The following is a 12,030-nucleotide window of genomic DNA, read 5'->3' on the forward strand; positions in this document are numbered from 1 at the left end:
GTTCGCATGCTGGCCGACGGCTCCGCGCTGTGGACCAAGGAACTCGGCCTTGAACTGGACCTCGTCCAGCGCGGCATGGGCGTGCGCTCGCAGCGCTGGCGGAAAAACAGAAACCTGCGAGGATCAGGCTTGCGAGAGCATGGTGGCCGCGTCGCTGACTTCAAACTTGCCAGCGGCTTCCACGTTCAGTTGCTTCACAACACCGTCGACGATCAGGGCGGAGTAGCGCTGCGAGCGCACGCCCATGCCGCGCTGGACGAGGTCCAGTTCAAGGCCGAGTTCCTTGGTCCACAGCGCGGAGCCGTCGGCCAGCATGCGAACCTTGCCGTCGGTCTTCTGTTCGCGTCCCCAGGCGCCCATGACGAAGGCGTCGTTGACGGACACGCACCAGATTTCGTCGATGCCCTTGGCCTTGAGGGCAGCGGCCTGTTCGACGTAGCCGGGCAGATGCTTGGCCGAGCAGGTGGGCGTGAAGGCGCCCGGCACGGCAAACAGCGCAATGGTCTTGCCGCGGGTCAGGTCGGCCACCTGAAACGCGTTGGGGCCGAGCGAGCAGCCAGCGGTTTCAGTTTCGATGAATTCGGTCAACGTGCCATCGGGCACGCGATCGCCGACTTTGATCGTCATGTAGATCTCCAGAATGAAAGGGGGCAATGCATTGAGGCAGGAGCGCCTCACAGCCCCCATCATAGTTCGAGCGAGGCCGGCTTGCTGCCTTTGGCGGAAGGCGAAAAGAAGATGAACAGTTCGAAACGACTCCACACGGCGAGTACACGGGGTGGAAACGCGCGGTTGCCATAATGCCGTGTTAGATATCGCCCGCTGCGGCCGCGAGAGACCGAACACTGTGGCGGGTCTCACCAGGAGACTTTCGATGCGCAAATTCCTGACCGGGCTGGCATTGACGCTGGCCGCTGCTGCCCCGGCGTGGGCGGCCCCCGATGCTGCGGAGCAGGCTCAATACGACTCCTTCGTTATCGCCGCTGGCGCTTCCAACGGCGCGGCGCGTTCGTGCGGGGCTTCAGAGCCTGATCTGGCGCAGCATCAGGAGACGGCTCGCAAGAATCTGACGCGGTATGCCGAGGAATATGGATTTCCAACGGGCAGCTTCGATGCGGCGTTTGCCAAAGGGCAGGCCGACGGGAAGACGATGATGGAAGAGATGAAGCGGTCTGGTGTGGATGGGTGCCGGGGTGTGCTGGGCGGGTTTCAGAGCGAGCGGGTGATGAAGTACGAGGATATGAAGCGGGCGCTGGCGGAGGTGAGTGATGGGCTGCCGGGGGAGAAGGCTCGGTAATTCCTTGAAAGCCTGGGATCCTGGTTTGGATGATTTGAGTTCTTTCGACGCCCGGCACGCCGGTCATCGGGGCGGGTTGGGTTCTTCTGATTCTTGCCCACCGTGGGGGCTGACCGAAGGTCTTGCGGTGCCCGCCCCCGGTCGGCCGCGCGGGCGGCCTTCGGGGGCTTACGCAGAGTCTTGTATCGGAGTACTGCCGCTGCGCGTCTAGGGGCCTTCCCGTGGGCTTGGGTCTTTTACAACCCGTTCTGCTTGAACCAGTCCAGCATTCGCGTCCACGCCTGTTCGGCTTCAGCCTTGCGGTACGACGGCCGGTAATCCGCGTGGAACGCGTGGCCCGCTTCGGGGTAGATGTCGATGCGGGAGGCCTTGGCGGCGGCGGAGCCCTTGGCGAGTTCGACGCGCATGCGGTCGACGTCGGCCTGGGAGATGCCGGCGTCCTTGCCGCCGTAGGCACCGAGGACCGGGGCCTTCAGGTCGTTGACGATGACCAGCGCCGACTTGGGTTTGAGTTCGGTCGGGTCGCCCGCCAGTTGGCCGTACCAGGCGGCGCCGGCCTTGAGTTTGGGGTTGTGGGCGGCGTAGAGCCAGACCTGGCGGCCGCCCCAGCAGAAGCCCAGGATGCCAAGACGGTCGGGATTGCCGCCGTTGGCGGCGGCCCAGGCGGCAGTGGCGTCCAGGTCGGCGATGACCTGTTTGTCCGGGACCTTGCTGACGATCTCGGCCTGCAGTTTGGGGATTTCGGTGTACTTGGACGGGTCGCCCTGGCGCGCATAGAGTTCCGGCGCGATGGCGAGGTAACCCTGATGCGCCAGGCGTCGGCAGACGTCCTGGATGTATTCGTGCACGCCGAAGATTTCCTGGACCACGATGATCGTGGGCAGATTCTTCTTGCCATCCGGCGCGGCGCGGAAGGCCGGGATCTTGCCATCGGAGGTGGGGATTTCGATCTTGCCGGCCACGAGGCCCTTGGCGTCCGTGGTGATGACGGTTTGCGCCGCCACCGGGCCTGCCGCCAGCGAGAAACCCGCCGCCGCAGTGGTGGCGAGGAACCCTCGGCGGTCCAGCCGCAAGGGCGGGAGCAGGCTGTCGAAGTGCGCGTCGTCCTGGTCTTTCATCGAAAATCTCCTGGTAAAAGACGGGCACGGAGGGACGCGCCTAGCGTCCCTGCCTGAGCCCGCCGAGTTCACTTCAGGGAGAAGTCCACGCGTGAGGGTTGTCCCTCGTCCTTGATGCCATCGGCGTCCAGCTGCGGCGCAACGATGAACACGCGATCCGCGAGTCCTTCCTGGGCTTGCAACTTCTCATAAACAGCCTGCGCGCGGGCATCGGCCAATTGGCGCAGTTGCTCCTCGCCGACCGGGGCCGCCGCGCGCAGCATCGCTTCCATCTCAGCGGCCGGGATGGATTTGGCCATGCCGATGAAGTTGCGCGGTTTGTCCTTGAGGTCTGCGTCATCGTAGACGGCTTCGAGGTACTTGGCACGTTCCGCGTTGGAGACCGTGACGCCCTTCGGGTCGGGCTTCTTGCCGCGCGGCGCGACGTCGGCGGCCTTGGCGGCGCGGATCTTGGCGTCGACCCAGGCCTGGCGCAGGCCTTCGGTGTCGGTCTTGGGGTCTGCACGGCCGCTGATGTCCATCTTGAGGGCCGGGCGGTCGGTGAGCGCCTTGGTGAGCGTGTCGATGCGCTGGAGGGTGTCGTCGGTGAGGACGACGCTGCCGGGCGCGAATTCGACATAGGACAGCTCTTCGCCGCCGCCGAACGCGGAAGCGAGCAGGCTGAAGGGCGAGGTCACGGCCTTGACCACCAGATTCATCAGCACGCGCACGACGATGCCGCCGACCGAGAACTCGGGGTCGTCGAGCGAGCCGGCGATGGGCAGCCGGATGTCGATGTTGCCGCGCGAGTCCTTGAGCAGCGCCACGGCGAGCAGCACGGGCAGCTTGGTGGCGTCGGGGCTGTTGGTCTTGTCGCCGAAGGTGAGCTGGTTGAGCACGACGTGGTTGGTGGCCTGCAACGCACGGTTCTTGATCTTGTATTCCAGGTCGACCGAGAGCTTGCCGCGCTTGATGGGATAGCCGACGTACTTGGCCGAATAGGTGTTGAAGCGCGGCAGGTCGACGCCCTTGGCGGAGGCCTTCAGGTCCAAGGAGAGGTATTGGGCGAAAGGCTGCACGACGCCGCTGATGGAGAGCGGCGCCGTGGTGTACACCCGTCCCGTGACCTTGACCTTGGCGGGCTGGGGATTGGTGGAGGAGACGGCGGTGATACCGCCTTCGATGTTGGACAGTTCGGCGACGTAGTTGGGCTTGACGAAGCGGTCGGTGAAGGTCATGCGGCCGCGTGTCAGCGTGACGCTGTTGACCGAGATGTCGGGCATGGCGCTCGCCCCGCGGCCCTTGCCAGAGGAAGTGGACGCTGCGGCAGCCGGCGGCGCGGCCGGCGTATCGGCGCTGCGTCCGGGGGTCTGCGTGTCCTGCGTGATGGAGCCGCCGGCCTGTCCGGGCGCGGCCACCAGATCCATGACGTTGAGCCGTCCTTGCGCATTGAGCAGAATGCGGCCGTAGAAGTCTTCGAGGACGATGTCGCCCAGTTTGGCGCCGATCTTCTCGCCCGCCACGGAGATGTCCATGCCGGTGAAGCCCAGGCGCTTCCAATTCAGGAAGTCGTCCTTGTTGACGCGATCCTGCAAATCCAGGTCGGTGACGTCGACGGCGCCCTTCCAGACGGCCTTCATCGGCGCGTTGCCGGCGGCGGCGGTGAATTCGGCGTTGCCCTTGGCGCCCAGCGTGACGGCGCGGACGGTGGCGTTCAGGCTGGAGGCGAAGTACGGCGCAAAGCTGGCGACGTTCAGGCCGGACAGGTCGACGGCGGTCTTGAGCGTGAGCGGCTGCGGCGTGAAGACGCCTTTGAGATCCAGCTTGCCTTCGCCCTGGACGCCCGCGGCGGCCACCGTGAAGTTGCTGGGGCCGGGCCCGAGGGCGAGGCGGTCGGCGGTGATTCGCAACGACTGCATCGCGACGTCCAGCGCGGGCTTGAGCGATTCGTCGCGCGCCTTGAACTGGGTCAGGTCGGCCTGGACGGCCGTGGCGGACGCGTCGATCGCACCGCCCTTTTCACGTACATGGAGCTGCGCGGTGGCGCCCAGCCGGCCATCGAGCAGGCTGATGGGCGCGGCGCTGCGTAGGGCCGGCGCCAGCGGCGCCAGCGCGACGTTGCCCAGGCGCACGTTCATGTCGAGCGACAGCGGCTTGATGAGCAGCGGCCCTTTGGCGCGCAGCCAGCCGCCGTCGGCGCTGTTGTCCATGGTCAGCCACAGGTTGATGGGCCGGTCCGGCTGCTGCGGCAGCTCGACGCCTTCGACAGTGGCGGCCAGGCCGGTCATCACGTAGTCGAGCTTGCTGACCGCGTCGGTGACGTAGACCTCGCCTTCGTGCAGGTTGAAGGCATCGAGGGTGACCTTCCATTCGGTGGGCGCGGCGGCCGGGTCAGCGGGTGGTTGCGTGTCCGGTGATTGTCCGGCGGGCGCTTGTCCCGCGGGCGCTTGCGCCGTTGAGGCCGTGCCCGCGTCAGCCTTGGCGGCGGGGGCTGGCGTCGAAGCCGATGACGTAGCCGAAGACTGTGCTTCGGGCGCAGCCGGCGTCCCGCTCGCGGCTAGTGGTTTCAAGCCGCTGGCCTTGCGCATTTCATCGCGAACGGGCGTCGCCGTCGGCTCCACGCCGCCCAGCGCCTTCAGCCCGGCGACAACATCCTGCCAGTTCAGATGTTCATTGGCATGACGCCGCACGTGAATCTGCGGCGCCCACAGCCCGACCTCGCCAATGTAGACCTGTCGCGCGATGGGCTCCAGTTCCAGCCGGCTGACGGTCAACGCGCTCCACGCGGCCAGATTGCCGCCGGACGGATCCCGCACGTCCAGGCGGCGCAAGCCCAGGTCGCCGACCACGCGGATCTTGGGCGGCGCGTCCTTGGGCTGCTCGAAAACGACCTGCAGGTTCGAATCGAGCAGCGCGCTCTCGACCTTGAACGGCAGCGGCATGGGCCAGACGTCGGCCCATTTTTCGAGCTGCAGGCCATCGAAGGCGACGCGCAGCGTGGACGAGGGCACCACGTCGAACGGACGCGCCACGCCGGTCAGGTCGAAGGGACTGCCGTTGATGCGCAGATGCAGGCGCGGCTGCACGTCGATGTCGGTGGCGTAGCCGAAGGTCGAGATAAACGGGATGCCGATGGTGAATTCGTCCACGACCTGCTTGCGGCCGGTGACCTTGTCGTCCAGCGTGATCGTGCCGTTCTCGATCACCATGTTGTTGAGCGAGAACCGCGGCAGGCCTTCGTCCGGTTTGGGCGGCTCGTCCGGCTTGGCGGCGGCCAATTCGGCGACGCGTTGTTCTATGTCAGAGAAATTGAAGCGCAGGACGTCTTCGCGGACGATGGCAATGTTAGGCTGCCGCAGCGTCAGACGATCGACCACCGGCGCAAACCAGAACAGCGATGTCCACGATGCGCTGGCATCCAGTTCGGCCAAGGTCAGCAGCGGTGTCTGCGCGCCAGGTTGCGCCACGGCCAGGTCTTGCGCGCGGACGGTCAGCGTGAAGGGATTGAACGTGATCTTGCCGACGGAAACGTCGCGCCCGATCATCTTCGAGACATCGTCGGTCAGGACGCCGTGCAGCACCTTCGGCACTTGCCAGGCGGCAACGCCAAACAGAATCAGCACGAACGCCACAATACCCAGGAGAATCTTGCCGGCGCGTCGGGTGAACCGTAGCTTGGGCATCCGCACGGGCATTGAAAGTCTCCTGATACATATTGAAGGCGATCCAACCTTCCACTGACTGCAGGCGCGATTATCGCGCCCCCTTTAACGCTCGTCTATCATAGGCGGAACAGCGGACCCTGCCGGCCTGCCCGGCCCCGCTCTTTTCATTCATTAACAATTCTTGATCCCGATTTCCATGTCCGAGACCACCCCCACCTTGAGTCACCTGGACGAAGCCGGCCAGGTCCGCATGGTCGACGTCATCGCCAAGACGGATACCGAGCGCGTGGCGATCGCCGCCGCCACCATCCGCATGAACGCCGTGGCCTATGGCCTCCTGACCCAGCCGGGCCAGGGCAAGGGAGAGGTGCTGAACACGGCGCGCGTGGCCGCGATTCTGGCCGCCAAGCGCTGCGCCGACATGATCCCCCTGTGCCACAGCCTGCCACTGTCCTTTGTCGGTGTGGAATTCTCGCTGGACGACGCCGAGCATCGCATCGACATCCTGTCCACCTGCCGCACCAGCTACAAGACGGGCGTCGAAATGGAAGCCATGATGGCGTGCAGCGTTGCTGCGCTGACCATCTACGACATGTGCAAGGCGGCCGACAAAGGCATCGTGATCGAACAAGTTCGTCTTAAGTACAAGGCGGGAGGTAAAAGTGGTGAATGGCGCAACGATTAATCTGCTGTACTTCGCGCGCGTGGCCGAACTGGTCGGCAAGCGCACCGAAATCTGGCCCGTGCAGGGCGAATCCACCGGCGCGCAACTGCTGGCCGCGCTGGGCGAACGCTATCCCCAGCTGGAACCGGCCACACGCCTGAAGCTGGCCATCAACCAGACACACGCCAAGCCCACCGCCCCGATCCGCGCCGGCGACGAAGTCGCGGTATTCGAGCCGGTCACGGGGGGCTGACGCCATGATCCGCGTCCAGGAAGCCGACTTCGACGGCGCTTCGCTCACCGCCGCGCTGCGGGAATCCGCCGGTCCCGGGGTGGGCGGCATCGTGACCTTCGTGGGCTATGTACGCGACTACGCGCCGGACACGCCCACCGACACGCTCTATCTTGAACACTATCCGGGCATGTGCGAGCGCGAGCTCGAAGACATCGCCGCCACGGCCCGCGCGCGCTGGAATCTGGCCGGCACGGTCATCGTGCACCGCGTGGGCGCGCTGCACCGCAATGCGCAGATCGTGTTCGTGGCGGCGGCCAGCGCCCATCGCGGCGACGCCTTCCGCGGCTGCGAATACATCATTGACGCGCTCAAGACGCGCGCGCCCTTCTGGAAGCGCGAAACCCTGGCGGGCGGCGACAGCTTCTGGGTGGAACAGCGCCAATCCGACCAGGACCGCACGGATGCCTGGGACGAAGACACTGCCGACAAAAAGGAAAATCCATGAGCGAAGCCATTCCGATCCCGTTGGGCTGCGGCGTACTGACGATCAGCGACACTCGCAGCGCCGGCGATGACACGTCTGGCAACCTGTTGGCGCACAGCCTGGCGCAAGCCGGCCACCAGTGCGTCCGGCGCGACATCGTGCGCGATGACATCTATCAGATCCGCCGCATCATCAGCGACTGGATCGCCGACCCCGAAGTGCAGGTCATTCTGACCACCGGCGGCACTGGCTTCTCGCATCGCGACCACACGCCGCAGGCCATCATGCCGCTGCTGGACCGCGAGATCCCTGGCTTTGGCGAACTCTTCCGCCAGATTTCCTACACCGAGATTGGCAGCTCCACGATCCAGTCGCGCGCGTTCGCGGGGTCGGCCAACCAGACGCTGATCTTCTGCCTGCCGGGCTCTAACAATGCGTGCGAGACCGCCTGGACCAAGATTCTGCGCGAGCAGCTCGACAGCGGCCATGGCCCCTGCAATTTCGCCTCACAGTTCAAGAACCGCGAAGAAGAAGCCTGACCCATGCTGGATTTCGATCAAGCCCAGACCCTGCTGGCCAACGCCGGCGCCCCCCTCCAACGCATCGAGCACGTCGACCTGGCGCAGGCCAGCGGCCGCGTGCTCGCCAGCCATCTTGACGCCACGGTGGACATTCCGCCGGCCGACAACAGCGCCATGGACGGCTACGCGCTGCGCCTGGCCGACTGGAGTCCCGAGGCCCGCCTGCCCATCCAGCAGCGCTGCTACGCGGGCGACGTGCCCAAGCCCCTGAAGCCCGGCAACGCCATCCGCCTCTTTACGGGCAGCGTGATTCCGGCGGGCGCCGACGTGGTCGTCATGCAGGAAGACACGACCGAAGCCGACAACCACGTGCAGATTTCGCGCGAACCCCGGCCGGGCCAGCACATCCGCCGCCGCGGCGAAGACACGATGGCCGGCGCCGCGCTGCTGCCGGCGGGCACGCTGCTGCAGGCCGCGCACGTTGCACTGCTGGCCTCGCAGGGCATGGCCACCGTGCCCGTCTACGGCCAGTTGCGCGTCGGCATCCTGACCACCGGCGACGAACTCGTCCTGCCGGGCCAGCCGCGCGCCACGGAACAGATCTACAACTCCAACGGCCCGATGCTGGCGGCGATGGTGCGCGGCATGAGCGCCCTGCCCGTCCACGTGCTGCACGCGCGCGACACCGAGGCCGACCTGCAGGCCGCCTTCAAGACCCTGCTGGCCGATTGCGATCTGGTCCTGAGCGTGGGCGGCGTGTCGGTGGGCGAGCGCGATCTGGTCAAGCCCGCGCTGGCCGCGCTGGGCGGCGAGCTGTCGCTGTGGAAGGTGCGCATGAAGCCCGGCAAGCCGGTGGCGCTGGCGCAGATCGACGGCAAGCCCGTGGTCAGCCTGCCCGGCAATCCAGTGTCGGCCTATGCCGTGTTCGCCACGCTGGTAACGCCGCTGATGCGCCGCATGCAGGGCCGCGAGGACATCTTCCCGCCGGTAAGCCAATTGCCGCTGCGCACCGCGCAGCCGCGCCAGGATGGCCGCGAGGAATTCCTGCGCGTGCAATGCCGCGTGGCGGACGAAGGCGGCAGCGAGCTCGTGCCGTACGGTCATCAGGGGTCGGGCGTGATCAGCTCATTGCCGTGGTCCACGGGTCTTGCGCGCCTGCCAGCGGACGTGCTGGTGCAGGACAGGGACACGGTCGCTTACTACGACCTGCGTCACTGGCTGGCGTAGCGTTCAGCCAGCGCCAGCTCTTCTGGCGTGTTGACGTTCATGAAGGCATGCGGCGGCGCATCGTCGAACACCGCTTCGACCGCGCCCGCCCTTGCCTGCCACAGCCCGACCTTGCGATCGCCGCCCCGCAAGTAGGCCAGCAATTCAGGTAGCAATGCCGTGCGCAGCGCCATGCAGGCGGAATGCCGTTGGCCTTGGGCGACGGCGTAAGCCATCGGCGCACTGGCCGCCCGCGCCGCGCCGATCAGGCGGCTTGCCAAGTCGGCGGGCACGAACGGGGTGTCGCACGGTGAGACAACCAGCCATTGCGGCGTGGCGGTATCTTGCACAGAAACCGCCGACAACGCCGCCGCGATGCCCATCAATGGGCCTTGCCATTCGCCCAGTTCAGGCGCGCCGTCCGCAACAACCTCGCCGTATTGCGCATACACCGACGCGTGCCGGTTCGCGCTGATGATCAAGCGTCCAACCTGCGGCGCCAGGCAACGTGCCACATGCGCCACCATCGGTTCGCCGCGCAAGACGACCAGCCCTTTGTCCTGCCCGTTCATGCGGGTGCCCTGGCCGCCGGCCAGGATCAACCCGGCGACAGCACCACGTGCCAATGAAGATTCAACCACCGATGTAGCTCATCTCGATCTTGCGCGACGGATCCGCCATGTTCCGGCCGCGCAGCTCGGAATAGTTGTCGCCGCGCGCGGACCATATGCCCGCCAGGATTCGCGCCAGTTCTTCGTCCGTCGCGCCGTCGCGCAACGGGGCGCGCAGGTCGTGGCCTTCGTGGGCGAAGAGGCACATATAGAGCTTGCCTTCGGGCGACAGGCGCGCGCGCGTACAGCCTCCGCAGAACGCGTGCGTGACGCTGGAGATGACGCCGATCTCGCCGCCGCCGTCCACATAGCGCCAGCGTTCGGCCACGCGGCCCATTTCCACAGACTCCACGGGTTCCAGCGGATGCACGGCGCCGATGCGGTCCAGCACTTCGCGCGACGGCACGACTTCGTCGAGGTTCCAGCCGTTGCTGTTGCCCACGTCCATGTATTCGATGAAGCGCAATATGTGGCCGCTGTGGCGGAAGCGCTCGGCCATGGGCAGGATCTGCCCGTCGTTCAGCCCCTTGCGCACCACCATGTTGACCTTGACGGGCGCAAGACCCGCGTCCGCCGCGGCATCGATGCCGCGCAGCACGTCGTCCGGCGTGAAGCCGCTGTCGCTCATGCCCTGGAACATGGCCGCATCCAGCGCATCCAGGCTGACCGTCACGCGCGTGAGCCCGGCGCTTTTCAGCGCGGCGGCCTTGCGCGCAAGCACGCTGCCGTTGGTGGTGAGCGTCAGGTCCAGCGGCCGGCCCTGCGGCGTGCGCAGGTCGGCCAGCATGCCGACCAGGTTTTCGATGTGCTTGCGCAGTAGCGGCTCGCCGCCGGTGAGGCGGATTTTTTCGACGCCCAACTGCGTGAAGATGCCGGCCAGCCGGCTGATTTCTTCGAAGGACAGTAGCGCCGAATGCGGCATGAAGCTGTAGCTGCTGTCGAAGACCTCGCGCGGCATGCAATACGTGCAGCGGAAGTTACAGCGGTCGGTGACGGAAATGCGCAGGTCACGCAGCGGACGCGCGCGCTGGTCCAGCGCGGGCTGCCCGGGCGGCGGCAGTTCCCCGGGCGCCACGGAAAGCGGTGCGCCGCGGCGATCGGCAAGGAAAATCACTTTGCTCATTGGCACATCATATCCCGGCGGATCGCGGCGCGCGTTCACGGGGAAAAGCCTCTTCCAAAGTCAGCAGCCGGCCCGTATCGCGGGCGTCGTAGCCGACGAGCTGGCCCACGTAACCGACATAATCCGGCCCGCGCATGATGGACAGCAAATCCTGCATGGCTGGCGTGTCCAAAGACGCCTTGCGGATGGCGAAGAAATAGCGCTCGCGCACCAGCGGAATGAAGTCCAGCCCAAACCGGCACGCCGCCGTCTCCACCCCCACCCCGGTATCGGCCATGCCGCTGGCAATGTGCGCGGCAATCGCCATGTGGGTGAATTCGTTGGTCTCGTAGCCCTGCACTTCGCCGATCGACACGCCGGCGCGCTGCAGCATCAGGCCGACCAGGTACCGCGTGCTGGAACCGATCTGCCGGTTCACGAAGCGCACGTCGCGGCGCGCCAGATCCGCCATGCCTCGGATCTGCTTGGGATTGCCGGCGGTGACGAAGAGCCCCGTATTGCGCACGGCCAGGTGGATCAGCATGTAGTCGTCCGAATGCAGCCATTGCGCGTAGCGTTCCATGATGGGTGATTCAAAATCGCCCAGCGGCACCTGGAAGCCCGCCAGGTCGCATTCGTGCCGTTCCAGCGACGCCAGCGCCTCGATCGCCGTCCGATAGCGCAGTTCCAGTCCGGGCGTGCGGCCGCTCATGTGCTGCATCAGCGATTCCACCGCAAACCCGTGACTGGCGTGCAGACGCAGATGCGGGCCGCTTTCGGGCAGCAGGCGTTCAAGTTCCTCTTGCAGTTCGGACGCCATGCTGTCCAGCGTGGGCATCAACCGCGCCTCGATGCGGCGGTTGGCCCACAGCAGGCGCTGCGCAAAGGGCGACAACTGCGTGCCCTGGCGACGGTTGGTGATAAGGAGTTGCGTGCCAAAGAGGGTCTCGAAGCGCCGCAACACGCCCCAGGCGTGCCGGTACGACAGTCCGCAGGCGCGGCAGGCGCCTGCGATGTTGCCGGTGGCATCGATGGCTGCCAGCAACGCAAGCATGTCCTGCAACGGCACGGGGGTCGCCTCGTCGTCTCCGCCCAATGTCCATTGCGGCCGCAGGCCGATTCGGAACTTATATGTCATTTATTTCTTA

Annotated in this window: 12 protein-coding genes and 1 pseudogene; 7 read left to right on the plus strand and 6 right to left on the minus strand. The window is 66.1% G+C overall.

The window, feature by feature from the left end; genetic code table 11:
• Nucleotides 1-99: pseudogene (locus AC6LJW_RS18075) on the plus strand (peroxiredoxin); the annotation flags it as partial.
• A gap of 24 nt (nucleotides 100-123) precedes the next feature.
• Here AC6LJW_RS18075 and AC6LJW_RS18080 read toward each other — a convergent pair.
• Nucleotides 124-627, minus strand: coding sequence for a peroxiredoxin (locus AC6LJW_RS18080; RefSeq protein ID WP_056571722.1), 504 nt, complete (start codon nucleotides 625-627; stop codon nucleotides 124-126).
• A 247-nt stretch (nucleotides 628-874) separates the two neighbouring features.
• On the opposite strand from AC6LJW_RS18080, the gene AC6LJW_RS18085 reads away from it, so the two are divergent.
• Nucleotides 875-1,297 (plus strand): hypothetical protein, encoded by a 423-nt coding sequence (locus tag AC6LJW_RS18085; RefSeq protein WP_427986499.1) that lies wholly within the window; start codon nucleotides 875-877, stop codon nucleotides 1,295-1,297.
• A 236-nt stretch (nucleotides 1,298-1,533) separates the two neighbouring features.
• Here the strand turns inward: AC6LJW_RS18085 and AC6LJW_RS18090 are convergent, their stop codons facing one another.
• Both AC6LJW_RS18090 and AC6LJW_RS18095 read right to left on the minus strand, forming a co-directional pair.
• Nucleotides 1,534-2,415: a dienelactone hydrolase family protein gene (locus AC6LJW_RS18090; protein ID WP_498087910.1), complete on the minus strand. Its 882-nt coding sequence runs from the start codon at nucleotides 2,413-2,415 to the stop codon at nucleotides 1,534-1,536.
• 68 nt (nucleotides 2,416-2,483) lie between these two features.
• Nucleotides 2,484-6,089: a DUF748 domain-containing protein gene (locus tag AC6LJW_RS18095; RefSeq protein WP_498087911.1), complete on the minus strand. Its 3,606-nt coding sequence runs from the start codon at nucleotides 6,087-6,089 to the stop codon at nucleotides 2,484-2,486.
• Nucleotides 6,090-6,255: 166 nt separating this feature from the next.
• On the opposite strand from AC6LJW_RS18095, the gene moaC reads away from it, so the two are divergent.
• From moaC to AC6LJW_RS18120, 5 genes are read left to right on the plus strand one after another with little or no spacing between them, the layout of a single operon-like run.
• On the plus strand, nucleotides 6,256-6,744 hold the full coding sequence (moaC, locus tag AC6LJW_RS18100) for a cyclic pyranopterin monophosphate synthase MoaC (RefSeq protein WP_056571735.1): 489 nt from the start codon (nucleotides 6,256-6,258) through the stop codon (nucleotides 6,742-6,744).
• On the plus strand, nucleotides 6,725-6,976 hold the full coding sequence (locus AC6LJW_RS18105; RefSeq protein ID WP_056571920.1) for a MoaD/ThiS family protein: 252 nt from the start codon (nucleotides 6,725-6,727) through the stop codon (nucleotides 6,974-6,976). The genes moaC and AC6LJW_RS18105 overlap by 20 nt, the downstream gene beginning before the upstream one ends.
• Nucleotides 6,977-6,980: 4 nt before the next feature.
• The gene (locus AC6LJW_RS18110; protein WP_427987579.1) at nucleotides 6,981-7,463 is read left to right on the plus strand and encodes a molybdenum cofactor biosynthesis protein MoaE; all 483 of its coding nucleotides are present in this window, start codon (nucleotides 6,981-6,983) and stop codon (nucleotides 7,461-7,463) included.
• Nucleotides 7,460-7,981, plus strand: coding sequence for a molybdenum cofactor biosynthesis protein B (moaB, locus tag AC6LJW_RS18115; RefSeq protein WP_056571741.1), 522 nt, complete (start codon nucleotides 7,460-7,462; stop codon nucleotides 7,979-7,981). The genes AC6LJW_RS18110 and moaB overlap by 4 nt, the downstream gene beginning before the upstream one ends.
• Before the next feature lie 3 nt (nucleotides 7,982-7,984).
• Nucleotides 7,985-9,190: a molybdopterin molybdotransferase MoeA gene (locus tag AC6LJW_RS18120; RefSeq protein ID WP_498087912.1), complete on the plus strand. Its 1,206-nt coding sequence runs from the start codon at nucleotides 7,985-7,987 to the stop codon at nucleotides 9,188-9,190.
• Here AC6LJW_RS18120 and mobA read toward each other — a convergent pair.
• Genes mobA through AC6LJW_RS18135 form a run of 3 tightly spaced genes read right to left on the minus strand, consistent with a single transcriptional unit; the run spans nucleotide 9,175 to nucleotide 12,020 of the window.
• On the minus strand, nucleotides 9,175-9,795 hold the full coding sequence (gene mobA, locus AC6LJW_RS18125) for a molybdenum cofactor guanylyltransferase MobA (protein WP_498087913.1): 621 nt from the start codon (nucleotides 9,793-9,795) through the stop codon (nucleotides 9,175-9,177). The genes AC6LJW_RS18120 and mobA overlap by 16 nt on opposite strands.
• A gap of 7 nt (nucleotides 9,796-9,802) precedes the next feature.
• Entirely contained in the window at nucleotides 9,803-10,903 is a 1,101-nt protein-coding gene (gene moaA / locus AC6LJW_RS18130; RefSeq protein ID WP_498087914.1) for a GTP 3',8-cyclase MoaA, read from the minus strand.
• 7 nt (nucleotides 10,904-10,910) lie between these two features.
• Nucleotides 10,911-12,020, minus strand: a complete 1,110-nt coding sequence (locus AC6LJW_RS18135) for a substrate-binding domain-containing protein (RefSeq protein WP_498087915.1) — start codon at nucleotides 12,018-12,020, stop codon at nucleotides 10,911-10,913.
• Between the last annotated feature and the right edge of the window lie 10 nt (nucleotides 12,021-12,030).

The organism is Achromobacter sp. 1012554356 (assembly GCF_059760815.1).

What these genes read in the sequence shown, in the direction of transcription:
- AC6LJW_RS18080 (WP_056571722.1), bottom strand. Translation starts at nt 627, where the DNA reads ATGACGATCAAAGTCGGCGATCGCGTGCCCGATGGCACGTTGACCGAA.
- AC6LJW_RS18085 (WP_427986499.1), top strand. Translation starts at nt 875, where the DNA reads ATGCGCAAATTCCTGACCGGGCTGGCATTGACGCTGGCCGCTGCTGCC.
- AC6LJW_RS18090 (WP_498087910.1), bottom strand. Translation starts at nt 2,415, where the DNA reads ATGAAAGACCAGGACGACGCGCACTTCGACAGCCTGCTCCCGCCCTTG.
- AC6LJW_RS18095 (WP_498087911.1), bottom strand. Translation starts at nt 6,089, where the DNA reads ATGCCCGTGCGGATGCCCAAGCTACGGTTCACCCGACGCGCCGGCAAG.
- moaC (WP_056571735.1), top strand. Translation starts at nt 6,256, where the DNA reads ATGTCCGAGACCACCCCCACCTTGAGTCACCTGGACGAAGCCGGCCAG.
- AC6LJW_RS18110 (WP_427987579.1), top strand. Translation starts at nt 6,981, where the DNA reads ATGATCCGCGTCCAGGAAGCCGACTTCGACGGCGCTTCGCTCACCGCC.
- moaB (WP_056571741.1), top strand. Translation starts at nt 7,460, where the DNA reads ATGAGCGAAGCCATTCCGATCCCGTTGGGCTGCGGCGTACTGACGATC.
- AC6LJW_RS18120 (WP_498087912.1), top strand. Translation starts at nt 7,985, where the DNA reads ATGCTGGATTTCGATCAAGCCCAGACCCTGCTGGCCAACGCCGGCGCC.
- moaA (WP_498087914.1), bottom strand. Translation starts at nt 10,903, where the DNA reads ATGAGCAAAGTGATTTTCCTTGCCGATCGCCGCGGCGCACCGCTTTCC.
- AC6LJW_RS18135 (WP_498087915.1), bottom strand. Translation starts at nt 12,020, where the DNA reads ATGACATATAAGTTCCGAATCGGCCTGCGGCCGCAATGGACATTGGGC.